Below are 24,068 nucleotides of genomic sequence, written 5' to 3' on the forward strand. Positions count from 1 at the left end.
CAGGCGGCGGCTCTACCGCACGCGAACGCCGGACCTTCATAATGGCGCTCTGGTTTCCGGGTGGGGGAGGCTTGGGTGTCGTCGGAGCGTGGTGCCGCACGGGTCCCGCACGCGTTACGTGCCGCAGCGCAGGAGCGCGGACTGGGGGCCCGCAAGGGGCTGGTGCAGAACGAGCCGAAGCGCTTCCCGTGGGGCGCTCTGCTGCCAGTCGGCGTGCTCGGCGTGTTCCTGGGGTGGCTGGCCCTGTCGTACGCGATTGAGGACCAGCGGGAGCAGGGCGCCTGGTACTACTCGCTTCCGCTGCTCATTCTCGCGGCGATCCCGCTGGGGTTCGTAGGGTTCTTCCTCTTCGCCTGGCTCTTCCGTCCCCGGCCGCCCCAGGTCTGGGTGGCCTGGTACGAGCACGGCGCCCTGTGGCACATCGACCGCGGGGAGACACAGGCATACACCTGGGACGAGATCGCCTCTGTCACCCGGCAGGACATCAAGGTGACCAACGGGGTCACCAGCGCCGCCACGCACCGGCTGACCATCAAGCCTGAGCAAGGTGCCGAGATCGTGGTGGGGGACGACTTCAGCGGGATGGTCCCGTTCGCCGAGGGCCTCGGCGACGCGTTCAGCCGCGCACGGGTGCCCCGGGACGCCGCCCGGCTGGAAGCAGGTGAACGGATCGACTTCGGCGTGGTCGACATCGACATCTCCGGCGTCGGGCAGGGCAGCCGCCGCATCGGCTGGCGGGAGGTGGAACGGGTCGATGTGAAGCAGGGCCGCATAGAGATCCGCCGTCGCGGCGACCGCAAGCCGTGGATGACGTTTGCGGCTCCCGGCTTCCCCAACCTGCCCGTCTTCCTGACCTTCGCCGACGCGCTGCGGCGCCGGCACGAGTCCTGAGGAGCTTTCGGCGCCCCCCACCGCGCCCCCGTGCACCACTGGACGGCTCCGCCGACGGTACGGACGCCTGCCGCGGCGGCGGCGTCGCGGATGCGGCTGATCTCGGCAGCGATGCCGCGCGCCTCGCCGAGGTCGGTGACCCCTCCGGCGCGAGCTTCAAGCGTTGTCCGGACCTGTCACGGCTTCCGAAATACCGCATTCGAAGGGCGCGAATACCTGTGTCCGCGGCCTGAGATTTTGACGGCCGTCGCAGACAGAGTTTTTACCGGCGACACACAGGGAGAAATGTTCGCAGCGCACCGGCCGCGATGACGTGCTACTGTCGAAACCAGTTGCAGTTTTGGTACCCAAAAACTTCAAGCGCCTCCCGTCGGCCGCGTGCCGCAGGAAGCGCTTTGTATTTCCGGTCATTTTCCGGGCAGGGCATCATCGCGGCGACACGGCTTCCGTACGGTACGGATTCCGTCGTAATGCCCAGAGGAGAAATGACATGGCTACTGGCACCGTGAAGTGGTTCAACGCGGAAAAGGGCTTCGGCTTCATCGAGCAGGATGGTGGCGGCCCTGACGTGTTCGCCCACTTCTCGAACATCGCCGCGCAGGGCTTCCGCGAGCTCCAGGAGGGCCAGAAGGTCTCCTTCGACATCGCGCAGGGCCAGAAGGGCCCGACGGCCGAGAACATCGTCTCCGCCTGACGCTGACGCGTAATACACAGCTGGGGCCCGCATCCCTCGGGGTGCGGGCCCCAGCTGTATTCGTTTCGCGGGGTTCCCACCCGCACCCGCATCACCCGCATTCCTTTCGCCGGCCCGGTCGCGCGTCGACAACTCCTTGTCCCGGCCAAGCCGCTCGCTTTCTCATCCCATTCGGCCGTTCCTGTGATTCCCAAAGCTGTTCATCCGCTGCCGGAATTCTTCGATACGCGCCGTATCCAGGAAGGTTCTGAATGAACCCCACACGCACGAACGGCCGTTCCTCCCGCACTCGCCGCAACGGCGGCCACACGTACGACTCCTCCGCCGGAACGGGCCGGGGCGGTCGCCCCGGTTCGTCCGCCGCGAGCCGATCGGGAGGTTCGAGCCGGTCGGGCGGATACGGCAGGCGTCCCGCCGCCGTGCAGGGGGAGTTCGCCCCGCCGAAGACGATCACTCCGGCGCTGCCCGCCGTCGAGGCCTTCGCCGACCTGGCTCTGGACCGGCGCCTGCTGGCCGCGCTCACCGCGCAGGGCGTGTCCGTCCCGTTCCCCATCCAGGGCGCGACGCTGCCGAACTCCCTGGCCGGCCGTGACGTCCTGGGCCGCGGCCGGACCGGCTCCGGCAAGACCCTCGCCTTCGGTCTGGCCCTGCTGGCCCGCACCGCCGGACAGCTCGCCGAGCCCCGTCAGCCGCTGGCGCTGGTGCTGGTCCCCACCCGGGAACTCGCCCAGCAGGTCACGGACGCCCTCACCCCCTACGCCCGCGCCGTGAAGCTGCGCCTGGCCACCGTCGTCGGCGGGATGCCGATCGGCCGGCAGGCGAGCGCGCTGCGCGGGGGCGCCGAAGTCGTCGTGGCCACCCCCGGCCGCCTCAAGGACCTCATCGACCGCGGCGACTGCCGGCTGAACCAGGTGACGATCACCGTCCTGGACGAGGCCGACCAGATGGCCGACATGGGCTTCATGCCGCAGGTCACCGCGCTTCTGGACCAGGTCCGCCCCGAGGGCCAGCGCATGCTGTTCTCCGCGACCCTGGACCGCAACGTCGACCTCCTGGTCCGCCGCTACCTCACGGACCCCGTCGTCCACTCCGTCGACCCCTCCCAGGGCGCGGTCACCACGATGGAGCACCACGTCCTGCACGTGCACGGCGCCGACAAGCACCGGCTGACGACGGAGATCGCGGCGCGCGACGGTCGAGTGATCATGTTCCTGGACACCAAGCACGCCGTGGACCGCCTCGCCGAGGACCTCCTCCACTGCGGTGTCCGGGCCGCCGCCCTGCACGGCGGGAAGTCGCAGCCGCAGCGCACCCGCACCCTCGCCCGCTTCAAGACGGGGCACGTCACCGTCCTGGTGGCGACGAACGTCGCCGCGCGCGGCATCCACGTCGACAACCTCGACCTCGTCGTCAACGTGGACCCGCCGACGGACCACAAGGACTACCTCCACCGCGGCGGCCGTACCGCGCGAGCCGGCGAGTCCGGCACTGTCGTCACCCTGGTCACCGCCAACCAGCGTCGCGGGATGACCCGGCTCCTGCAGGACGCCGGCATCGTGCCGAAGACCACTCAGGTCCGCTCCGGCGAGGAGGCGCTCCACAGGATCACCGGCGCCCAGGCCCCGTCGGGCGTGCCCGTGACGATCACCGCGCCGCCGGCCGAGCTGCGTAAGCGCGGGGCGACCTCCCGCGGTCGGCGCGGTTCCGCTTCGACTGCCCGGCGCGCGAGCGGGCGACGGTCCGCCGTCGACACGGCAGCCTGAGCACCACGTGATCCGGAAGCCCCCCCATCTCCTCAGGAGGCACGTCGTGGCATCGGTCCAAATGCAGCCCCGCTCGGCCCGGACCACCCCCGCGCTCAGGACGGTGAGGGACCGGGACTCCATGGACCCGGCAGAACTCCGGGTCTGCGACGACATGACCGTCGAGGTGGCGCTGGCCGTCATGGCGGGCGCCCGGACCGGCCACCTGCTCGTCTGCGACGACGACGGCCTCGCCACCGGCCTCGTCACACTGGCCCGGCTCACCGCCGTCCGCGAAAGCTCCGTCTACACGGACCGGCTTCGGCTGCGCGACCTCTCCGGCGACGGCGAGCCGCTCACCTCGGCCACCGTCCTCACGGCCGGGCGGGCCATACGTCTCCGCCGGCTCGGCGCCCCGTCCGTCATGGGCGGGCAGGACGGCCCCTCAGACGTACCCGCGCCCGCCCTCGCCCTCGCGTGACCCGCCTCACCACGGCGGAACCATCCCCTTCCTCTTCCTGTGAGGCATCGTGCGCTGTGTCATCGCCCGCTTCCCGTTCGAGCTCACCAAGAGCGGAGTCCTGGACTCCATGAAGGGCGTCAAGCCCGAGGAGGCCATCGGTGAGTCCGTGATCATCGGCCGCCGCACCTACCCCGCCAAGCAGGTCGGCCAGCTCCTCACGGGCCAGGACCGCCGCGATTTCAGCGTCGGCGAAGTCGTCCGGGCCATGACCAAGCTCGGCTTCACCTGCCGCCACCTTCCCCAGGCCGTCGAGCCCGCGCGCGGGCTCGTCGCCTTCCAGCACGCCTCGGCGCAGCTCGGCACTTCGGCGGCGGCCTGAACGTGATCCGCGAGCGAACGTGAGCTGACTCAGATCAGCCGAGAGGGCCCGACCGGCACATGCCGGTCGGGCCCTCTCGCGTATCGGGTGAGTGACCCGCGCCATGTGCGGCAGCGTGGTGGTCAAGCCGGCGACGAACGCTCCGCGACTCTCCGCGCGCTCGTCGAGGTCGATTACCTCCCCACCGGACACATGAAAATCTATGTCGGCCAGAGTAGACATTGAGTGGTGGCCTGGTTATGGTTTCTCTCGTAGCCCAGAGAGACAAGAGGGCCTGGCAGAGACGAACTGCCGGCAAGCAGTACCAGCAGCAAGAGGAAGTCGCAGGACGGTACGGCGGTGGAGTTTCGAAGCCAGGGCTTTCGCAGGACGGCGACGGGACTGACGGCCGGACCGGGTGGCCCGCAGTGATCAGGGGCCGCCGCGAGCGGGACCGTAGGCATGGCGGATACGGACCCGTGATGGCAGTGCGCAGTACCCAGCAGTGACGAAGAGCGGCGCTGACACAGGCCACTGAGCAGACCGAGGAAAGAACGGAGGAACGCAGCGCCATCAGGATCGCCCGGCCGGAAGTCTCGAGTCCGGGTACCGCAGGACATCGATAGTGAGGTGGTCTCCGGTCAAGCAACCACGATCCCCGCGAACCCGACAGTCACTGGGTCGAGTCGGCGGACACAGAAGGCCGGCGCAGTATCAAGGCCGGCAGGTGGTGTAGTAGTTCCTTCGGGGCCCTGGTGCCGTACGGCACCAGGGCCCCTCTACGCGTTTCACAGAGAGGTGCAAATGACAGCAGACGACTCGTACGGGCGTCTCGACGACGACGACTACCCCGCCTACACCATGGGCAGGGCTGCCGAAATGCTCGGCACCACCCAGGGTTTCCTGCGCGCCATCGGAGAAGCCCGCCTCATCACCCCGCTCCGCTCCGAGGGCGGCCACCGCCGCTACTCCCGCTACCAGCTGCGTATCGCCGCACGCGCCCGGGAACTCGTCGATCAGGGCACCCCCATCGAAGCCGCCTGCCGCATCATCATCCTCGAAGACCAACTCGAAGAAGCCCAGCGCATCAACGCCGAGTACCGCCGCGCCGCGGAATCGGACGCGGACTCGGACACGCCACCGGCCTCGGACTGAGGTGGGCTCGCCCGTCGTCGATTCCGGAGGGGCTTGAGGAGAACCGCTCAACCGCGAAGGCGCGCGCGAGGCCCCTTCGGTGTCAGCGCCGCGTGGCCCGGGGCCGTCCGTTCGGGCGCCGAGTGATTCCCCGGCTTGCAGCGCGGGTTCGATTCCCGTCATCCGCTCTTGGACGAAGGCCCTGGTCAGAGACCGGGGCCTTCGTCGTACGTCATGCCGCCGGGTCCGGCGGGGAGGACAGGCTCGCGCGGGCCGCGGTCATGAAGGCGGCCTTGTGCTCCTCCAGGTGCTCGTTGACCTCGGTGTCGCCGATCTCGCGCCATACCGCTTGGTTGAGCGAGCGACCGTACGCATGGACGGGGGCGTGCAGGTTCGGATCGCAGAGCAGTACGAGGTGCCGTTCAGCGACCCAGAGTGCGGTCATGGCGGCGCCGGCGATTCCGCTCCAGCCGTCGTCACCGCCCCATGCGTCAGGGCGGTTGTAGGCCGCTCTTTCGGCTTCCTGGGCGCATACGATGAAGTCCTTGATCGCCTGGAGCTGCTCGGCCCGGCGCGCCTCGTCGCCGGCCGCCCTCCGTCGTCGTTCCTCCGACCGCTCGGCGGACCGCTGGGTGGCCCGCTGGGAGAACGCCGTCAGACCACCGCCGAGCGCGACGCCCGTGAGCGACAGGACCGAAGTCCACACCTCCAGGGCCATGGCCCTCCCCCTAGGGCCTGTCGTCAAACTCCCGCCTGCCCCACGACGCCTGGCACGCGCTCTCGCCGCACCGGGCGAAAGCCCGAGTACGTCCAGTACGAGGGCTTCCGCCCGGCACGCCGAGAGCACGCACCAGACGCCGCAGGGCCGCCCTTCGGGCGACGACGGGAATTTGACGACAGGCCCTAGGACAAGTCCTTGCGCATCAGCGTGCACATCGTCTCGTACCGACGCAGCGAACCGTCCGGCGCCTCCACGTCCCAGGCATCGGGCTCACGGCCGTACGCCACGTACCCCAGACGCTCGTACAGTGCGCGGGCCCGTGGATTGCCCTCCTCCACCCCGAGCTCCGCCCGCCGCAGGCCGCGTGACCTGACGCGGTCCTCCGCGGCCCGGACGAGGACGGTGCCCAGGCCGCACGACCGCAGGGCGGGAAGCACCCCGAGCTGCGACAGCGTGCCCGCGCCGACCGCGACCTGATAGTCGACACAGCCGATCGCCACCGGAAACCCGGCCGGCGTACAGACAGCCAGGTAGTCCACCTCACCGGCAGCAGCGCGCTCCAACTCCCGCGCCACCTGCACCAGATGGACCGCCGAACCGGACCAGGCACAGGCCGGCAGATCGGCGGCCGTCAGATCGCGGACGAGAACCGGCACGACGACCTCGTCCGCCCCGGCAGGCAAGAGACTCATGCCTCCATCCCAGCAGTCCGAAGAGAATCCGCACAGTGGATTTCGGCGCGGGGCGCGAGCCCTCGCAGCGAGGTCAGCGCAGTCAGGACGGCCTGAACGGCGGCACCGACAGCGGCCGGCGGCGGCGAACGCGGCATCGCGGGCCACGCCGCGCCCGCCGCGCTGTACCGGCTGTGGTTCGCTGCCGGGATGACTCAGGACTTGGAGATCGTCGCGTTCGCGTCCGCCGGGGAGTTCGAGGGATGGCTCGGGGAGCACCACGCCGAATCCCCCGGCATCTGGCTCAAGCTGCGGAAGAAGGCGCCCGGGATCGTCGCGCTCGACTACGCGCAGGCGCTGGACGTGGCGCTCTGCCACGGGTGGATCGACGGGCAGAAGGCGAAGTTCGACGACGAGTGGTGGCTCCAGCGCTTCACTCCGCGCGGCCCGCGCAGCCGGTGGTCGAAGATCAACCGGGACAAGGTCGCCGTCCTGATCGCCCAGGGCCGGATGCGCCCGGCCGGCCGGGCCGAGATCGACCGCGCCAAAGCCGACGGCCGCTGGGAGGCCGCCTACGACAGCGCGAGGACCGCCACCGTGCCGGACGACCTCGCCGCCGCTCTGGCCGCCGTGCCGGCCGCGGCGGCCGCGTTCGAGACCCTCGACCGCCCGAACCGCTACGCGATCCTCTACCGCGTCCAGGAGGCCAAGAGGCCCGAGACCCACGCCCGCCGTATCGAGACGTTTGTGACGATGCTCGCGAACGGCGAGAAGCCGCACCCGTAGGGGAAGGGGAGGCCGCAGCCGGGCATGGCTCGTACGAGCCGAAGCGAGGTCCCTCCCCGGGGCATGAGGCAGGAGGTGTACGGCGTCGACTCGTCCGGCCACGCGAAGTACGAGCGAGAAAGGCCCCCCGGCCGTGCCACCCCCATGCGAATGCCGCGATGCCAACAGCAGCCCCAACAGCGGCAACTTCGTCGTGGACCCGGCGTTTCGAGACCGGCGTTTCGAGACCGGCGGGGCTACCGCTGCGGTGTCACTGAGAGGCCCACCAGGTCGCGGACGCCGCGGCGGTGTAGCCCAGCGACTCGTACAGGGGCCTGCCCAGCTTCGAGGCGGTGAGCGTGACCGGCAGGTCCGCCAGGTGAGCGAGGGAGCCGAGCATGACGGCCCGCCCCAGGCCGCGCGACCGGAAGGCCGGCGAAGTGCCGACCCAGTAGTGGCTGCCGATGCCCTCGTCCACGACGGTGACACCGGCTCCCGCGGGCACGCCGTCGTACAGGGCGACGAACACGTCCACGCCCGGCTGCTCGATCAGCGCCGCCGGGAACAGTTCGCCGGGGCGGTAGGGCTGGAATCCGGCCAGCTCGAAGCCCTCGATCGCGATCCGCTCGGCCGCCTGGAGGTCCTCGGTCCGCCGTACCCGGATCACGTCCAGCCCCGGTTCGCCGACGGGACCGGGCGGGCGCAGCATGACGGGCATCTGCCAGCCGCGCATGCCCAGGTGGCTCAGGTCGGTCGAGCTGAACGGATCCTCGGCGTTCACCGCGCCCGGGGCTCGGCGTACCAGCTCGCTCAACTCGGCCAGTTCGCCCGGGTCGAGGTCCGGCTCCTGGATCAGGATCCGCAGGCCGGCGCGCGCGTCGCCGTCGACCGCGAGGAATCCACGGCGCCGGACGACCTCGTGCCCCCGGCACCGGCCGGTAGCGGTCCACAAGGCGGCGGAGTTACGGGCCTGCCGCGTCGGCACCTCGGCCGGGGCCACGGACACGGGCTGGTCGGCCGACGTAGATCGTGTTGTCATGGCACCAACGGTACTGAGCAATTGCCCCATCACGGGGGCCAATTCGATCCGGGATGACTGGGCCACCTGGCGAGCGCGAACGGTTCGGTGTTCCGTTCGCGAAGGCCGGCGGTACGGCACGGGGGCGCCCCCAATACCCCAGAACCCCTGCGTCGCCCCACGCCGCGGATCTAGGCTGTGATTGCCAGATACCGACCCAGGGAGCCCGGTATGGACCCGATCACGGTGGCGGCCCTCTCGGCCCTGGCCGGCAGTGTTGCCGGCGATGTCGGACACCAGGCGTGGCAAGGACTCAGCGCGCTGGTGCGGCGTCCGTTCCGGCGCGGTTCGGCTGGGGACGCGCTCTCCGGGGAATCGTCCGGCGTCAGTTCGGGCGAGCTGGAGGTCGCGGAGCTGGGGAACGATCCGGCCGACCCGGTGCGCGCCCAGGCGCTGGCGACGGCTCTCGGTGTACGCGCCGCCCTGGACGAGGAGTTCCGCGCCTTGCTCCAGCAGTGGTGGGAGGACGCGCGGAGCGGTTCAGGCGCCGAGGTGCAGAACAGCGTCAGCGGGGGAACCCAGAACGGCCCCGTGATCCAAGGCCGGGACTTCTCGAGCATCACCTTCGACATGTCCAAGAACAACGGCAGTTGACGGCCGGGACCACACCGGCCGGAGGAACACGCGACAGGGCGCGAGCACCAGGGCGAGAAGAACACCACCGGCACATCGCCACGCGCCGTTCCCGCCTCAAATCACCGCTCACAGCCGTGCTCGCCGCCCAGCAGGACCCTGCAAGGTTCTCGCAAGGTTCCCTCAAGCCTTCCGTCCCTCCTGCCGGGCATCCCGCTGACAGGAGCGCTTCGTGGCGCTCGTGGAGCAGTCAACAGGGGGACGGCATGGCCGCGTTGAGTACGACCACGGCGAGCAGATTCGATACCGGCACCACCGAGGGAAAGGTCGTCGAGTCACGGCAGTGGCTGACGCTGGTGGGGCGCAAGAAGGTACTGGCGGTGATCCACACGGTGACGTACGGGAAGCGACTCCTCGACGTCCTCTCCCTGCTGGAGGCCGACTTCCGGCTCCAGGTCGTCTTCACCGCACCGCCGCACGACTTCGGCGACGGCGTGCCCGCCTTCCTGGCCAGGCTGGGAAGCGCGGTGCTGCCGTGGGACCAGGCGGTCCGCATGACCTTCGATCTCGCCCTCGCCGCCGGACCGCGCGGCGTGCAGTACATCGACGCCCCGCTGATCACGCTGCCGCACGGGGCCAACTACCTGAAGAGGGTCACCGGGGGACCCCACGCGGGCGTGGCGGGGCTGCGCAGACAGGATCTCCTGCCCGGCGGGCGGCTGCCGGCCGCCGTGGGCGTGCCGCACCAGGCCGATCTGCGCGAGCTGGCGGGCAACTGCCCGGAGGCGCTCCCGCTGGCACACGTGATCGGCGACCCCGTGCACGACCGGATCACCGCCAGCCTGCCGCTGCGCCCCGCGTACCGCCGCGCGCTCGGTCTCTCCGAAGGGCAGAAACTCGTCGTCGCGGTCTCGACCTGGGGCGCCCACTCCGCCTTCGGCCGGTTCGACGCGCTGCTGCCGCGGCTGATCGGCGAACTGCCGGCGGCCCGCTTCCGTACGGCGCTGCTCGTCCACCCCAACGTGTGGGCCGGACACGGCGCCTATCAGGTCAGATCCTGGCTGGCACGCTGCGCCCAGCAGGGAATCGGCATCGTGCCGCCCGAAGCGGACTGGCGCAGCATCCTGATCGCGGCGGACTGGATCATCGGCGATCACGGCTCGGTCACTCTCTACGGGACGCTCACCGGGGCACCGATGCTGCTGGCCGCCTCGCCGGAGCAGGAGATCAATCCCACCTCACCGGCCGCGGCGCTCGCCGCCCACGCACCGGCGCTGTCTCCCACTCACCCGCTGGCCGACCAACTCGACTACGCGGCACGGGAGTACCGGCATGAGGAGTACGCCCCGATCAGGTCGCGCATCACCTCGGAGCCCGGACGGTTCAACCGGAACATGCGCCGGCTGATGTACGGGCTCCTGGGGATGGGACAGCCTGCGCACGAACCGGTGACCGTCCCGCTGCCGGAGCCACCCCCGCTGACCGTGTGGGCTCCGGTGCGAGGGGAGGCCTCGGCGTGAAACGCTTCGTCGTGGTCGAGGCGAGCCGCTTTCCGGACGCACTGCACGCCCGATGCGCCGAGGCGTCGTTCAGTGTGTGGCTGAGCCCCGCGGGCCGTGTCCCGAGCACGTCGGTGGTCGACGAGCACCTCGTCGTCGACGTGGACGCCTGCCAGGACGACTCCCTGCTGGACTGCGCGGATGTACTCCAGGGCAGCCGGACGCACTCGGCCGCCGGAGCACTGCGCCGACTGGCCGATCTCACCGCGGCCCACCCGGCTTGCGGCATCGCGGCGGTGCCCCTGGCCGGAGGCTCGGGCGGCTGGGCCCTGACCGGAGGCCGAGCCGGAGCCGGAGCCGGAAGCCGAGCCGGAACCGGAACCGGAACCGGAAGCCGAGCCGGTGTCCGAGGCTCGGGCGGCCGGGCCCCGGCCGGTGGCTCCGACCGAGCCGTGGTCCTCGTACCGCACAGCCTCCCTCGGCCGTATCGAGGCTCCGCGGACCCGTCGTTGCTGCCGTCGTGCGTGCACGCCTGGCTGGTGGCCGGGCGCTCGCTGCGGGAATGGCCGTACGCCCGCGACGTACCCTCCGGCTGAGCCGCACGGAGTCCCCGTCCCACCGGGACCGGGCCGGCGACCCCGGCTCGGTCCCCCTCGCCGGATCACCCGCCCCCGCCGAGCCGACGCGCGTCGGCGGGGCTCGTGGTCTCGAACAGGACGCGGGCGCGTGCGAGGAGGTCCTCCGCCGTCGTCGCGTCGCCGTGCTCCGCGGCGCTGACACCGAGCATCTCCAGGGCGCGCGCCTGCCAGAAGGCCGCTCCGGAGCCGGTGAAGACCTCCAGGGCCTCGTTCATCCTCGCCATGCCTTCCGCATACGCCCCCGCCCGGACACTCGCACGCCCCAGAAAGACGAGGGCCCGCGCGGCGTCGTGGGGGTCGTTCACCGCCACCAGCGCGGCATGGGCCCGAGTGAAGCAGTCGACCGCCTCGTCCGTCGCGCCCGTCCTGAGTGCGATCTCGCCGAGAGCGGTACGGGCGAGGGCCGCGCCACGCGGGTATCCGCAGCCCTCCCAGACGGAGATCGCCCGGTTCAGATGGGTCACGGCTTCGGCGGGCCGCCCGGCCTCGACATGGCACGCGCCGAGGCCCAGCAGTGCCTGGCCCTCGTCCCGCACGTCACCGGCTTCGCGCGCGGCCCGGAGGGAGTCCCGGTACCAGGCGACGGCCTCCTCGGTGCGGCCGGCGGCACCCAGGCCGATGGCCCCGGAGTTGAGCATCTGGCGCTCGGCCGTCCTGTTCCCGGCCTGTCGGGCGGCCTTCAGGCCGATCTCGTGGGCCTCGATCCACTCGGCATAGTGGCGCAATCGCAGGAAGAGCGGCCACAGGGCGTCCACGAGCATCCAGCTCGTGTCATGCCAGCCGCTGTTCGCCGCGAGCCGTACGGCATCCAGGAGTTGCGTCCGACGGGAGTCGAGCCAGCCGAGCGCCGCCACATCGTCAGCGAAGGGCAGCGGGAGATCCGGCGGGTAGTCGTAGCTCCTGGGGAGTGTGAACTGCGCAGGGGTCAGCCGCTCCTGCGCTGCCGTCGCGGTGTGCAGCGACCAGTCGCAGAATCGCCGCAACGCCTCCTCGCGCGCGGCGCTCGTATCGTCCTCCATGGCTCGGTCGTGCGCGTGGATCCGTAAGAGATCGTGGAAGCGGCAGGTCTCCGGACCGACGTCTTCCACGAGGTTCGCCTCGACCAGCTCGTCCAGCCGGCGTTCCGCCCATTCCAGCGACTCACCGCAGGACGCCGCGGCGATCATCGCGTCGAAGTGACGCACGGGGAGCAGACCGAGCGTCCGGTACAGGCGGGCGGTCTCGCTGTTCAGCACCGCATACGACGCGTCCAGGGCCTTGCGCACCGATGTCTCCCCCTCCACTTCGAGCGCGGCCAGCCGGCCACCGCCCGTGTTCCGTGCGAGCGCGTCGGCGAGCGCCCCGACCGACTGCCTCGGCCGTGTCGCGAGCCGGGCCGACGCCAGGCAGACCGCGAGCGGGAGGCCCGCGCAGAGGGCCACCAGACGGTGGACCGAGGAGAGCTCCCCCGCGACGCGGTCCGCGCCGATCCCACGGGTGAGCAGTTCGACGCCGGCGTCCGGACCGAGCGCGTCGAGCTGATGGAAGCCCGCTCCCTGCATACGCAGACCGGTCAGCCTGCGGCGGCTCGTCACGACCACGAGGCCGCCCGGCCCGCTGAGCAGCAGCGGCCGCACCTGGGTGGCCGTGAAGGAGTTGTCCAGCATGATCGCGATACGCCGGTCGGCGGTGAGGGACCGCCACAGGGAAGCCAGTTCGACCGGCTCCGTGGGCGGCGGACCGGCGCCCAGTGCCCGGAGGAACTGGCCGAGGACCTCCGCGGGCCTGACCGGCTCGTCCGCCGAGTGCCCACGCAGGTCCGCGTACAGCTGCCCGTCGGGGAAGTCGGCGCTCAGCGAACGAAGCCATCGGGATACCAGGGTCGTCTTGCCGATTCCGGCCGGGCCGCTGACGACGATCAGTGGCAATCCCGCGGCGCGCAGTCCGTCAAGCGAGGCGAGATCGTCCTCACGGTCGGTGAAGTTCGCTGGAACGGGTAAAAGCTGGCGCGGTGGCGCGGGCCGCACGGGCGCCGTCGGCGCGGGGTGGAGATGAATGCCTCCGTGCACCTCACGGGCCTGGACAGTGGGACCGTACAGTCGCGCCTCGCCACTGATCTCATTCCTGTGAGGCCCTTGCGAGGCCGTACTCGAATCACTCATCTACCCGCCCCCGGAGATCGATTACTCATTGCCCGAACTCTCTCGCGTTCTACCCCGGCGCAACTTGAAATGACCATCAAGGATGAGACGGATCACGCCAAATACGGCAGCCGTGATGGAGAAATTCCCCGCGTGATGTCATGCTCGTGGGCCATCCGACGGACCGGCGGGGGCGCTGGTGGAAATCCAGATTCTCGGACCGGTGGGGCTGCGGCTGAACGGGCACTGGCTGACGCTCGGATCGGACAAGGAACGGCTGTTGCTGGCCGCGCTCGCCCTTGACGCGGGCCGGCCCGTCGCCATCGGCGAGCTGATGGAAAGACTCTGGGACGGCGACCCGCCCGCACGCGCCCGCGAGAACGCGCACACCTATGTCTCGCGCATCCGCCGACGGCTGCGAGCGGCCGGAACGGGACCCGACGCACCCAGCATCGTCGGGAGGGCGCACACCTACACCCTCCGGACCGGTGACGGCTCCGTGGACCGGCAGCGTTTCCAGCACTTCGTCGACGCGGCGTTCACCGGTGACAGTGACACGCGGGCGGTGGAGCTGCTGTCCCGGGCGGAGGATCTGTGGCAGGGCGAAGCACTCGCGGGTCTGCCCGGGTTCTGGGCGGCCACCGTACGGCGAACGCTCGCCGAATCGCGGCTGAGCGCCGGTGCGTCACGCATCGCGGCCGGACTGAGGCTGGGCCGCTTCGCCGAACAGGTCGGCGAGCTATCGGCGCTGGTCGCGCGCTCTCCGGGTGACGAGACCCTGGTCGGGCTGCTGATGCTCGCGTACTACGGCAGCGGACGGTACGCGGACGCGCTCCGGGTCCACCAGCGGGCCCGGCAGTCACTGATGGAGGAGTACGGAGCCCTCCCCGGCGCCGAGTTGAACCTGATCCACCAGGGTGTACTGGCCCGCGTACCGGCACATGAACTCGTACACGGGGGCGGTACGGGGCGAACGGCCGCTCCGCTCGCGCCCGTTGCCGGTGCTCCGGCGACCTCCCCGCCCGAGGCGCCCGAGGCGCCCGAGGCGCCCGAGGCGCCCGAGGCCCCCGCGCCCGCCGGGCCCCCGCCCGCGTCGGAGGCCCCCGCGCCCGCCGGGCCCCCGCCCGATACGCAGCCGCGCCGGAATCTGCCCCAGCAGCCGTCGCTCGTCGGGCGTCGGTCGGAGTTACAGGCCCTGACCTCGGTGATCGCCGAGAAGGGCGCGCACGGGGGATCGGTCGTCACCGTGGAAGCGGTCAGCGGCATGGCGGGGGTCGGCAAGACCGCCCTGGTCGTCGCCAGTGCCCATCTGCTCGCCGAGAGGTACCCGGACGGTCAGCTGTACATCGATCTGCGCGGGCACTCACCCACCCAGGAACCGCTCACCGCGAGGGCGGCGCTGGCGACGCTGCTGAGGCTGCTCGGTGCGCCGGCCTTCTCCATTCCGGCGGAGCTGGAAGGGCGTACGGCCCTGTGGCGGACGATGCTGGCCGAGCGCCGGATGGTCATCGTCCTGGACGACGCGATCGGCCCCGAACAGGTCGGCCCGCTGCTGCCCAGCGGGTCACCGTCCCTGACGATCATCGCCAGCCGCCGGCATCTGACCGGTATCCCCCAAGCGCTGTCGGTCCCGCTCGACGCGCTGCCGGAGGAGGACGCCATCGCGCTCTTCCGCGGCTTCGCGGGGGACGAACGCACCCGCGACATCGCGGAGACCGCGCGGATCGTCGGCCTGTGCGGGCATCTCCCCCTCGCGATCGAGTTGGTGGCGCACAGGTTCCGGGCCCGTACGTCCTGGACGCTGACCGTCCTCGCCGAGCGCCTCGCCCGGAGTCCCGAGCGACTGGCGGAGATCCACAGCGCGGATCAGGAACAGGAGATGGCGCGCGCGTTCGCGCTCTCCTATCGGACTCTCACCGCGCAGCAAAGGACCGCGTTCCGCTGCCTCGGGCTGCATCCCGGACCCGAATTCACCGCCGCCGCGGCATCCGCCCTGCTGGGTCTGCCGCTGGTGACGACGGAGCGACTCCTCGAAGGGCTGCTGGCATGTCACCTGCTCAGAGAGCCCGTACCGGACCGCTTTCGCTACCACGACCTGCTTCGCGAATATGCCTATGGCCTATCCATTTCGGAGGACAGTGAGCAGGAACGCCGCCGGGCCCTTGCCCGCCTGACGGCTTTCTACGTGACGACAGCCGACCTGGCGGATCGCATGGCATATCCCCGCCGCGTACGGCCGGACTCGCCGAAGGCACCCCTGCCGACTCCCCCACCGCCTTTGCCGGACTCCGCCGCCGCGCGGTCCTGGCTGGCCGCGGAACGCGTCAACCTCCTGGCCGTCGAGGACCACGCCCGGCGCAACGGCGCCCCCGGGGCCGCCGCCCGACTCGGCGGCATCCTGGCGGGGTTCCTGCAGTCGGAGTGCCACTGGCAGGACGCGAAGAAGCTCCTGCGGCATGCCGTCGCCCACTGGGACCGCACGAACGACAACGCGTCGGCGCTCTGCCGGGCCCTGACCGACCTCTGCGCGGCCGACGCGAGCATCGGGGACTACACGGAGGCGGCGGCAGGGGGCGAACGGGCGCTGGAGCTCGCGCGGGCGCTGGGCGACGAACCCGCCGAGGCAGAGGCGCTACGCGTACTCGGCACGCTGAACTGGCATCTCGGCGAGAACCGAAAGGCCCTGGTCCTGCTGCAGAAGTCCTACGCCATCAAGTCACTGTCGGGCGATATGTGGGACAAGGCGCGCAGCCGGAACAACATAGCGGTGACGATGCTGTTCCTCGGAGAACGCGGGCAGGCGCTCGCACATTTCTGCGGCGCCCTCGAAGGTTTCCGGGAGGCGGGTGACGAAATCGCATCCGCCCAGACCCTCAACAATATCGGCGAATTACAGATGCAGGCGGGCGAATTGGCGTCGGCCCGCCACTCCTTCGAGGAATCCCTGTCTTTCCTGGAAGTCGACGGAAGCCGATACGACCGTGCGACCGTACGAAGAAATCTGGCCGAAGCCCTCACGGAGTCGGGCGAGCCCGAAGCAGGGCTTGTCATGTTCGGTTCAGCACTTTCGGAATTCCGGTCACTCGGCGACCGGAAGAGCCAGGCCGAGGCCCTGGTGGGGATCGGCGAGGCGCACTGGCGGCTGGGGAGCGCAGAGGAGTCCGGCCGGCACCTCCTCGAAGCACTGGCTATCGCACAGAGCATCGGAGCAGCCCATCACGAGGTCCAGGCGCTGCGCCGCCTCGGGCGCGCGGACTTCGCCGACGGCCGCCTGGCCGTCGCGACGGACCGGCTGCGAGCCGCGGTGGCTGTCGCCGCCCGCACCCATGACGTCGACGAGGAGACCTCCGCCCGGACACTGCTGGCGGAGGTGCGACTCGCGGCGGGGGATGTAGATGAAGCGCGCATGACATTACGCGAGGCATTCGAATTGGTTCGAAATCGAGACCACGTCGACGCGCATAGAATCGGTCGCCTCCTAGCCGAAATCGAACGCATACACGACGGCGAGGCGGATGCCGGTCCCATCGCGCGACACGCGGATTGAAATATCGAATACGCATATGCCAGTGTGCCATCAGTTCGATATTCTGCTACTCTTCCGGCTTCTTCATGATCAACACGACATGATCACCCCGGAAGGAAAAGTAAAAAGTGCGCAACATCCTGGCGGTCGCCACCCTCGTTTGCCTGACCGCCTTGGCGACAGTGGTAACGACAGGTCCTGCGGCGGCATACTCGATTAGCGAACTCGCGTTCGGCTGCATCATGATATGAAGCGGCACCCTGTCCGACCAACGGCAGACCCGCCCCTTGCGGTGAGTCGGGCGAGTCGCCCTCGGCCTTCCCGTCGGACCCGTTGGCGGTGGCCGGGACGAAGGCGAGCAGCAGGACGATCAGGGTGAGAAGCGGGCCGACCCCCTTGCGCCGACGGGAGCACCGAGCCCTGTCGGCGTCATCGTGGCCGCGCCCGGTGGGCGCGGCTTCGCGCCCTCCCGCCTTCCGGCGTCGGACCGTCCCGCGGGATTCGTCAGGAATGGAGAAGCACCGGAGGTACCGCCCAACTAGCTTTGCGGGCATGGACATCACCATTCACACCACCGTTCTCCCGCACGACGATCCCGACGCCTCCCTGCGGTTCTACCGGGACGCCCTCGGGTTCGAGGTGCGCAGTGACGTCGGGCAGGGGCGGACCCGGTGGATCACCGTCGGGCCCGCCGGGCAGCCCGGTACGTCGATCCTGCTCGCGCCGCCCGGGGCCGACCCCGGGATCACCGAGGCCGAGCGACGGACCATCGCCGAGATGATGGCCAAGGGCACGTACGGCTGGATCCTGCTGGCCACCCCCGACCTCGACGCGGTCTTCGAGAAGGTGCAGGCCGGGGACGCCGAGGTCGTGCAGGAGCCGACCCGGCAGCCGTACGGGGTCCGCGACTGCGCCTTCCGCGACCCCGCCGGCAACCTCGTCCGCTTCCAGGAAGTCCGCTGAGCCGTACGACGCCCCCGGCGCCACGCCGAGCCGTACGACTCCCGGCGTCGCGCCGAGCCGTACGACTCCCGGCGTCGCGCCGAGCCGTCCGACTCCCGGCGTCGCGCCGAGCCGTCCAGCTCCCGGGAATCCGCCGGCCGCCCCCCTTCCCGGAAGTCCGCCGAAAGGATTCCTCCCATGTGTCATCCTGCGTGGATGAGCGCACTGACCGAGGCGCAGCGCCTGAGTGATCTGGCGCGGTTGCGCCGTGTGCGTGACCGGATCGACCGGGAGTACGCCCAGCCCCTCGACGTCGAGGCCCTCGCCAGGGGCGTCAGCATGTCGGCGGGCCACCTCAGCCGCCAGTTCCGGCAGGCCTACGGCGAATCCCCGTACTCGTACCTCATGACGCGGCGCATCGAGCGCGCGATGGCCCTGCTCCAGCAGGACGAGCTGAGCGTCACCGATGTCTGTTTCACCGTCGGCTGCTCCTCGCTCGGCACCTTCAGCACCCGCTTCACCGAGCTCGTCGGCGTCCCGCCCAGCGTCTACCGGCGCCAGGTCGCGGACGGCGACGCGGGCATGCCGTCCTGCGTCGCCAAGCAGGTCACCCGACCGGTCAGGAATCGAGAAGCACCGGTGGCCGCCCGCGCCTAGCGTGAACGGCATGAACACCATCGCCTCCGTCACCGTCGAGGTGGCCGACCTCCCGGCCGCCGACCGCTTCTACACCGCCTCCGGTCTGGGCTCCTGGGTCCGGCTGCGGGCCTCGTCCGCACCGACCTCCGGCTTCCGCGGGATCTCGCTCTCGCTGACCGTCTCCCAGCCGGCCGACGTCCGGTACCTGGTCGACGCCGCCCTCGACGCGGGCGCCACCGTCCTCAAGCCCGTCTCGAAGTCCTTCTGGGGGTACGGCGGCGTCTTCCAGGCCCCCGACGGGACCGTCTGGAAGGTCGCGACCTCCGCGAAGAAGGACACCGGCCCCGCGACCGGCCACGTCGACCGGTTCGTCGTCCTCCTCGGCGCCGCGGACGTGGCCGAGACCCGGAAGTTCTACGTCGAGCACGGCCTGACCGTCGCGAAGAGCTTCGGCCGCAAGTACGTCGAGTTCGACGCCGGGGACAGCCCCGTCAAGCTCGCCCTGTACGGGCGCCGCGCCCTCGCCAAGGACGTCGGCCTCCCCGCCGATGGTGAGGGTTCGCACCGGATCGTCCTCGGGGCGGCCGACGGCACCGCCTTCACCGACCCGGACGGCTTCGCCTGGGAGACCGCCACAGCCGCGGCCTCCGCCGACGCCCGTAGCTGACACCCGTAGCCGTACCGAGTCCCCCCTTCCCCCCCTCCCCCCCCGCTCTTCCCGAGAGGAACCCCGTCATGGCGAGCGCGCGCACGACCGTCAAGAGCAGCAGCGCCACCAGCGGCGGCGGCGAGAAGTACGACGGCTTCACCGACGACGAGCGCGACGCCATGAAGGAGCGCGCCAAGGAGCTGAAGACCGCCGCCCGGCGCGGTTCGCGTGCCGCCGAGGCGGACGGCGAGACCGAGGTGCGCGCCAGGATCGCCGAGATGCCGGACGCCGACCGCGCCCTCGCCGAGCGGATCCACGAGATCGTCCGGACCGCCGCCCCCGACCTCGCCCCGAAGCTCTGGTACGGGATGCCCGCCTACGCCAGGGACGGCAAGGTCGTCTGCTTCTTCCAGAGCGCGCAGAAGTTCAAGAGCCGGTACGCCACGCTCGGCTTCAGCGACCTCGCGCAGCTCGACGACGGCGCCCTGTGGGCCACCAGCTACGCCCTGACCGCGCTCACCGCCGACGACGAGGCCCGGATCGCCGCGCTCGTCGAGCGGGCGGCGGGCTGACGGAGGCCGGGTTCCGGAGCGGATGGAGGGCGGACCGGGACCGGTCCGCCCTCCATCCGCTCCGGAAATTCGAAGCGACGTACGGTGGAATTTGTCATGTAAACGCATGGGATGACAGGGGGTGAAATCTTCACCCCGCACACGTCGGCCCACCGTGCTACTGTCGATAACAGTTGCAGTTGTGGGTCCCGAACGTACGAGTGCCCTCTTCCGGTTTCTCCGGCGCTGGGCACCCTTTTTCATTTCCGGACTTTTTGGAGCAGTGACATGGCAACCGGCACCGTGAAGTGGTTCAACTCGGAAAAGGGTTTCGGCTTCATCGAGCAGGACGGTGGCGGCCCCGACGTGTTCGCCCACTACTCGAACATCGCCGCCCAGGGCTTCCGTGAGCTGCTGGAGGGCCAGAAGGTGACCTTCGACGTCGTGCAGGGCCAGCGGGGCCTGCAGGCCGAGAACATCGTCCCTTCCTGAAACCGAAACGTCGTACGCGTCGCGAGAACTGGGGCCCGCACCTACGGGGTGCGGGTCCCAGTCCTTTGCACCGTTCTTTTTCGCACCACTGATCGGCCGCGGGAATTTCCTGCCCGGATCACCTCTGGAACCACTTCTCCGCAGGAGTCACCATGCGCTGTGTCATCGCCCGCTTCCCCTTCGAGCTGACCAAGGCCGGAGTGATCGATTCGATGAAGGGCGTCAAGCCCGAGCCGGCCGTCGGCGATGTCGTCGTCATCGGCCGCCGTCAGTTCCCCGTGAAGCAGGTGGGTGAGGTCGTCACCCGCCAGGACCGCCGCGACTTCAGCGCCGGCGAGGTCACGCGGGCCATGACCAAGCTCGGCTTCACCTGCCTCACCGTGCCGGCCGCCGGCACCGCCGACCCGGTGGCCGGAGAGCCCTCCGAGACGTTCTGACGGTACGGACCCGGCACCCGGGCCCCGGCGGTACCCCGTAGGGGCCTCCGCCGGGGCCCGTACGCCCTCAGGGGCCTGCCCGGTCCGTACGGTCCCAGTGACCTCAGTTGTCCCAGTAGTCCCAGTAGTCCGAGTGACCTCAGTGCCCTCAGTGCCCTCAGTGGTCGAAGTAGCTGAAGTCGCCCACCGTCCAGGCGCTCACGTCCGCCAGGGCCACCCGGTACATCCCGCCGGTCTCCGGGATGCCCACCGTGCCCTGGAGGATCCGGGCGAGGTGGAAGTGCAGGTGGGTCGGGGGACTTTCCCTGGGTTCGGAGGGGCTGAACACCCCGGAGAACTCACCGAGGCGGGCCGAGTCCGTCAGGACCTCCGACACGCGCTGTCTCCACAGGGCTTCCGGGGCGAGCCGGCCGGTGAGAACCACGCCTCCCGCGACCACTGTCAGGGACATCTGATTACTCTGCCCGGACTCCACCGTTGCGGCGATCTCGACGAGCAGCTCGTCAGGCTTCGACATGGAAGCCCATTCTAGGCGCCCTCCCTGGCATGGGGACCCTGGCTCGGGGGTTCCTTCGCCCGGCCCTCCGGCGTCTCCTCCGCCAGGAACGCCGTCACCGCCAGGGCGAAGAGCAGGGCGAGCGCGAGGCCCACGACGACCCAGCCCGTGGGGTGCGGCCAGAACACGCAGGCCGCTGCCGCCGCCGCGACGAGCAGCCAGGTGATCCACCGCCGGTACCGGCGCACGAAGGGGCCCACCGGTCCGGTGCGCAGGCCCGCCCGGTCCGCGGTGCCGCGGGTGGCGGAGATGCCGTCGTCCCAGAGCTTCCGGGTCAGTACGGCGGGGCGGCTCGGGCCGGAGAGCCAGGCCGCGAGGGCGAGCAGGACGCCCAGCGTCGCGTACACCCGTACCGAGGTGCGGAGGTAGCGGATCAGGGTGTCGTAGAGGGAGCCCGCGGCGGCCGGGGAGACGGTGGCCGGGAGGGCGTTCAGATAGACCGTACGGAACACCGTGAGGGCCACCCCGAGGATCACCGCCGCCGCCGCCACGCCGAGCGCCGCCGCGACCAGGGTGCGGCGCCGGCCCACCGCGAGCAGCACGCCACCGACGACGAGCAGCACCGCGATCACCGGCAGCCACATGCCCATCTTCTGGAGCAGCCCGAAGGCCGTCTTCACCTTCCCGATGTCCTTGGACTGCACGACGGTGAAGTCGGTGTGGATCTCGGGGATCTTGCCCGCGACCGTGAGGCCGGACTCGACGAGCCGCTGCTTGACCCGGTCGATCACGGGCGCCAGGTCGATGGTGACCGTGTCCGTGCTGATCTTCACGGCCCCGTCGTCGCTGCCGGTCAGGGCGCGGTCGAGGGAGGTGTGGACGGCACGGTTGGCGTCGGTCCAGATCGTCTCGAAGGCCGAGGAGGCGACCACGTCCTGGGCGCGGTCGTGGACGAAGCTGCCGACCGCGCTCTCCAGGGAGCCGCCCAGCTTGCCGAGCGCCTTCTCCACCAGGGGCCGCTGGTCGGGCGCGACGCCCTCCAGGAGGGAGGCCAGGTCGATGTGGTCCATGACGGCGTTCGTCACCCGGTTCGCGACGGCGGCCTGGATGTCCGGGTCCGAGGCGAGCGGGGCGACCGTCTTCACGTACCGGTCGGTGTCCCCGACGATGTCCGAGGTCCAGGAGGCGACGATCCCGAGCGGGACGAGCACGCAGCCGATGACGATCAGCAGGGCGGAGAAGAACGACCGGAGGCGGTGGTGGGGCGGGCGCGCCGGGGCGGCTGTCCTCGCCTCCTCTTCGAGGGCGGACACGCGGGCGCGGAGCCTCGCGAGTTCGTCGGCACCGGCATTGCCGCCGGCGGCACCACCGGCTTCGGCATCGGCATCCATGGCGCCCACTCCTCGTCACCGCTTCTCGATACGGGGCAATTCAGCGCAATTCTGTGAGACGGGGGCGGTCCTGTCGCCCTGGGCGGGGCACCAGGGGGACACGAACGCACCGCGCGCCCTCCCGCCGTACGCGATCATGCGGGCATGAAGCTGCGCTGCGCCGTCCTCGACGACTACCAGGGGGCCGCCCTGGCCTCCGCCGACTGGAGCCCGCTCGCCGACCGGGTCGACGTACGCGTCCTGCGGGAGCACCTCACCGACCGGGACGCGCTGGCCGAGGCCCTGGCGGACTGCGAGATCCTCGTCGTCATGCGGGAGCGGACCCCCGTCGACGCCGGACTCCTGGCCCGGCTCCCCCGGCTCCGCCTCCTGGTGACCTCCGGGATGCGCAACGCCTCCGTCGACGTGGCCGCCGCACGCGCGCGCGGGATCACCGTCTGCGGCACCGCCAGCAGCTCCGAGCCGCCCACCGAACTCACCTGGGCGCTCCTCCTCGGCCTGGCCCGCCACGTACCCGCCGAGGCCCGGTCCCTGCGCGAGGGCGGCCCCTGGCAGTCCACCGTCGGCGCCGACCTGGCCGGCCGGACGCTGGGACTCGTCGGGCTCGGCAGGATCGGCGGCCGGGTGGCCCGGATCGGGCTCGCCTTCGGGATGCGCGTGCGCGCGTGGAGCCCGAACCTGACGGAGGAGCGGGCGGCCGAACACGGCGTCGGGTACGCGAAGGACCGGCGGGAGCTGCTCGCGGAGAGTGATTTCGTCTCGCTCCACATGGTGCTCTCGGACCGGACGCGCGGGCTGATCGGGGAGCCGGAACTACGGGCGATGCGCCCGCACGCGTACCTCGTCAACACCTCGCGTGCGGGGCTCGTCGACGGCGGGGCGCTGCTGCGGGCGCTGCGCGAGGGGTGGATCGCGGGGGCCGGGCTGGACGTCTTCGAGACCGAACCGCTGCCCCTGGACGACCCCCTGCGGTCCCTGCCGAACGTCCTGGCGCTGCCGCACCTCGGCTATGTGACGGAGGGGAACTACGGCCGGTACTTCGGGCAGGCGGTGGAGGACATCGAGGCGTTCCTCGCGGGGGCGCCGGTACGGGAACTGGGCTGAGCCGCGGTACGGGGGGGCGGGGCGCGGGGTACGGGTGGCGGGCCCGTGTCCCCGTACGGGAGCCGTGCCGACCCCCTTACGGGAGCCGCGGTGATCCCCGTACGGGAGCCGCGCCGATCCCGTACAAGAACGGGTCTCAGCCCAGGCTCGTGCGGGCCAGTTCCATGAACTCCTCGTCCGTCAGGCCGAGTTCGCGGGCGTCCGCCGCCGCCTCGCGGAGCCGGGAGACCAGGCGGGCGCGGTCGGGGGCGGTGGCGCCGGGGACGATGACGGCGCCCCTGCCCCGGCGGAGTTCGATCAGGCCCTCCTCGCGGAGCCGCTGGTAGCCGCGGAGCACGGTGTGGACGTTGACACCGAGGGAGTCGGCGAGCTCCCGGGCGGCCGGGAGGCGTTCGCCGGGTGCGGCGGAGCCGTCGGCGAGGGCGCCCCGGACACAGGCGGCGATCTGGTCGCCGAGGGGCGCGGCGGAGGCCGGGTCGACACGGAAGAGCACG

25 protein-coding genes are annotated in these 24,068 nt (G+C 70.8%); 18 read left to right on the forward strand and 7 right to left on the reverse strand.

From position 1 onward, the window contains the following. Positions 1-75 precede the first annotated feature (75 nt). From V4Y03_RS15810 to V4Y03_RS15835, 6 genes are all read left to right on the forward strand, one after another. Positions 76-891: a DUF6585 family protein gene (locus V4Y03_RS15810; RefSeq protein ID WP_332435333.1), complete on the forward strand. Its 816-nt coding sequence runs from the start codon at positions 76-78 to the stop codon at positions 889-891. 490 nt (positions 892-1,381) lie between these two features. Continuing rightward, positions 1,382-1,585 carry a cold-shock protein gene (locus V4Y03_RS15815; RefSeq protein WP_030323642.1) on the forward strand — a complete coding sequence of 68 codons (204 nt, stop codon included), beginning with the start codon at positions 1,382-1,384 and terminating at the stop codon, positions 1,583-1,585. A 251-nt stretch (positions 1,586-1,836) separates the two neighbouring features. Further along, positions 1,837-3,348 carry a DEAD/DEAH box helicase gene (locus tag V4Y03_RS15820; protein WP_332435334.1) on the forward strand — a complete coding sequence of 504 codons (1,512 nt, stop codon included), beginning with the start codon at positions 1,837-1,839 and terminating at the stop codon, positions 3,346-3,348. A gap of 46 nt (positions 3,349-3,394) precedes the next feature. Then, positions 3,395-3,808 carry a CBS domain-containing protein gene (locus tag V4Y03_RS15825; protein ID WP_317873064.1) on the forward strand — a complete coding sequence of 138 codons (414 nt, stop codon included), beginning with the start codon at positions 3,395-3,397 and terminating at the stop codon, positions 3,806-3,808. A gap of 49 nt (positions 3,809-3,857) precedes the next feature. Further along, entirely contained in the window at positions 3,858-4,169 is a 312-nt protein-coding gene (locus V4Y03_RS15830; protein ID WP_332435335.1) for an SCO5918 family protein, read from the forward strand. 783 nt (positions 4,170-4,952) lie between these two features. After that, positions 4,953-5,303: a MerR family transcriptional regulator gene (locus V4Y03_RS15835; protein ID WP_317873062.1), complete on the forward strand. Its 351-nt coding sequence runs from the start codon at positions 4,953-4,955 to the stop codon at positions 5,301-5,303. Between the two features lie 211 nt (positions 5,304-5,514). Here V4Y03_RS15835 and V4Y03_RS15840 read toward each other — a convergent pair whose 3' ends face one another. Together V4Y03_RS15840 and V4Y03_RS15845 are read right to left on the reverse strand one after the other, a co-directional pair. Then, on the reverse strand, positions 5,515-6,000 hold the full coding sequence (locus V4Y03_RS15840) for a hypothetical protein (RefSeq protein ID WP_332435336.1): 486 nt from the start codon (positions 5,998-6,000) through the stop codon (positions 5,515-5,517). A 185-nt stretch (positions 6,001-6,185) separates the two neighbouring features. Then, entirely contained in the window at positions 6,186-6,695 is a 510-nt protein-coding gene (locus V4Y03_RS15845) for a GNAT family N-acetyltransferase (protein WP_317877405.1), read from the reverse strand. 189 nt (positions 6,696-6,884) lie between these two features. Between V4Y03_RS15845 and V4Y03_RS15850 the strand changes: the two genes are divergently transcribed. Further along, on the forward strand, positions 6,885-7,460 hold the full coding sequence (locus tag V4Y03_RS15850) for a YdeI/OmpD-associated family protein (protein WP_332435337.1): 576 nt from the start codon (positions 6,885-6,887) through the stop codon (positions 7,458-7,460). Positions 7,461-7,710: 250 nt separating this feature from the next. On the opposite strand, the gene V4Y03_RS15855 is transcribed toward V4Y03_RS15850, so the two are convergent. Next, positions 7,711-8,478 (reverse strand): GNAT family N-acetyltransferase, encoded by a 768-nt coding sequence (locus V4Y03_RS15855; protein ID WP_317877403.1) that lies wholly within the window; start codon positions 8,476-8,478, stop codon positions 7,711-7,713. 210 nt (positions 8,479-8,688) lie between these two features. On the opposite strand from V4Y03_RS15855, the gene V4Y03_RS15860 reads away from it, so the two are divergent. The 3 genes from V4Y03_RS15860 to V4Y03_RS15870 all read left to right on the forward strand — a co-directional run bounded on the left by V4Y03_RS15860 (position 8,689) and on the right by V4Y03_RS15870 (position 11,185). Then, entirely contained in the window at positions 8,689-9,111 is a 423-nt protein-coding gene (locus tag V4Y03_RS15860) for a hypothetical protein (protein ID WP_317877402.1), read from the forward strand. Positions 9,112-9,446: 335 nt separating this feature from the next. Then, entirely contained in the window at positions 9,447-10,610 is a 1,164-nt protein-coding gene (locus V4Y03_RS15865) for a hypothetical protein (protein WP_332437194.1), read from the forward strand. Continuing rightward, the gene (locus V4Y03_RS15870) at positions 10,607-11,185 is read left to right on the forward strand and encodes a hypothetical protein (RefSeq protein ID WP_332435338.1); all 579 of its coding nucleotides are present in this window, start codon (positions 10,607-10,609) and stop codon (positions 11,183-11,185) included. Before V4Y03_RS15865 ends, V4Y03_RS15870 begins: the two co-directional genes overlap by 4 nt. A 65-nt stretch (positions 11,186-11,250) precedes the next feature. Here V4Y03_RS15870 and V4Y03_RS15875 read toward each other — a convergent pair whose 3' ends face one another. After that, on the reverse strand, positions 11,251-13,134 hold the full coding sequence (locus tag V4Y03_RS15875) for a tetratricopeptide repeat protein (RefSeq protein ID WP_332435339.1): 1,884 nt from the start codon (positions 13,132-13,134) through the stop codon (positions 11,251-11,253). 412 nt (positions 13,135-13,546) lie between these two features. Here V4Y03_RS15875 and V4Y03_RS15880 point away from each other — a divergent pair, with 412 nt between their 5' ends. The 7 genes from V4Y03_RS15880 (at position 13,547) to V4Y03_RS15910 (ending at position 20,583) form a co-directional block, all read left to right on the forward strand. Next, positions 13,547-16,894, forward strand: a complete 3,348-nt coding sequence (locus V4Y03_RS15880) for an AfsR/SARP family transcriptional regulator (protein WP_332435340.1) — start codon at positions 13,547-13,549, stop codon at positions 16,892-16,894. Positions 16,895-17,425: 531 nt separating this feature from the next. Then, complete coding sequence (locus V4Y03_RS15885) at positions 17,426-17,836, forward strand: VOC family protein (protein WP_317876337.1); 411 nt, start codon at positions 17,426-17,428, stop codon at positions 17,834-17,836. 195 nt (positions 17,837-18,031) lie between these two features. Next, complete coding sequence (locus V4Y03_RS15890; protein WP_317876336.1) at positions 18,032-18,472, forward strand: helix-turn-helix transcriptional regulator; 441 nt, start codon at positions 18,032-18,034, stop codon at positions 18,470-18,472. Positions 18,473-18,482: 10 nt separating this feature from the next. After that, positions 18,483-19,121 (forward strand): glyoxalase, encoded by a 639-nt coding sequence (locus V4Y03_RS15895; RefSeq protein WP_317876335.1) that lies wholly within the window; start codon positions 18,483-18,485, stop codon positions 19,119-19,121. 68 nt (positions 19,122-19,189) lie between these two features. Then, positions 19,190-19,675, forward strand: coding sequence for an iron chaperone (locus V4Y03_RS15900; RefSeq protein WP_332435341.1), 486 nt, complete (start codon positions 19,190-19,192; stop codon positions 19,673-19,675). A gap of 267 nt (positions 19,676-19,942) precedes the next feature. Then, positions 19,943-20,146, forward strand: a complete 204-nt coding sequence (locus tag V4Y03_RS15905) for a cold-shock protein (protein WP_056565564.1) — start codon at positions 19,943-19,945, stop codon at positions 20,144-20,146. A gap of 152 nt (positions 20,147-20,298) precedes the next feature. Beyond that, positions 20,299-20,583, forward strand: a complete 285-nt coding sequence (locus tag V4Y03_RS15910; protein ID WP_317876333.1) for an SCO5918 family protein — start codon at positions 20,299-20,301, stop codon at positions 20,581-20,583. A 157-nt stretch (positions 20,584-20,740) separates the two neighbouring features. Here V4Y03_RS15910 and V4Y03_RS15915 read toward each other — a convergent pair whose 3' ends face one another. Together V4Y03_RS15915 and V4Y03_RS15920 are read right to left on the reverse strand one after the other, a co-directional pair. Further along, a complete protein-coding gene (locus V4Y03_RS15915; protein WP_317876332.1) occupies positions 20,741-21,100 on the reverse strand; it encodes a hypothetical protein in 360 nt (119 codons plus the stop codon). An 11-nt stretch (positions 21,101-21,111) separates the two neighbouring features. After that, entirely contained in the window at positions 21,112-22,470 is a 1,359-nt protein-coding gene (locus V4Y03_RS15920) for a hypothetical protein (RefSeq protein ID WP_332435342.1), read from the reverse strand. A 144-nt stretch (positions 22,471-22,614) separates the two neighbouring features. On the opposite strand from V4Y03_RS15920, the gene V4Y03_RS15925 reads away from it, so the two are divergent. Then, positions 22,615-23,574: a D-2-hydroxyacid dehydrogenase family protein gene (locus tag V4Y03_RS15925; protein ID WP_317876330.1), complete on the forward strand. Its 960-nt coding sequence runs from the start codon at positions 22,615-22,617 to the stop codon at positions 23,572-23,574. A 136-nt stretch (positions 23,575-23,710) separates the two neighbouring features. Here the strand turns inward: V4Y03_RS15925 and V4Y03_RS15930 are convergent, their stop codons facing one another. Beyond that, on the reverse strand, positions 23,711-24,067 hold the full coding sequence (locus V4Y03_RS15930) for a GntR family transcriptional regulator (protein WP_317876329.1): 357 nt from the start codon (positions 24,065-24,067) through the stop codon (positions 23,711-23,713). Between the last annotated feature and the right edge of the window lies 1 nt (position 24,068).

This window comes from Streptomyces sp. P9-A4, from assembly GCF_036634195.1.
GTDB lineage: Bacteria > Actinomycetota > Actinomycetes > Streptomycetales > Streptomycetaceae > Streptomyces.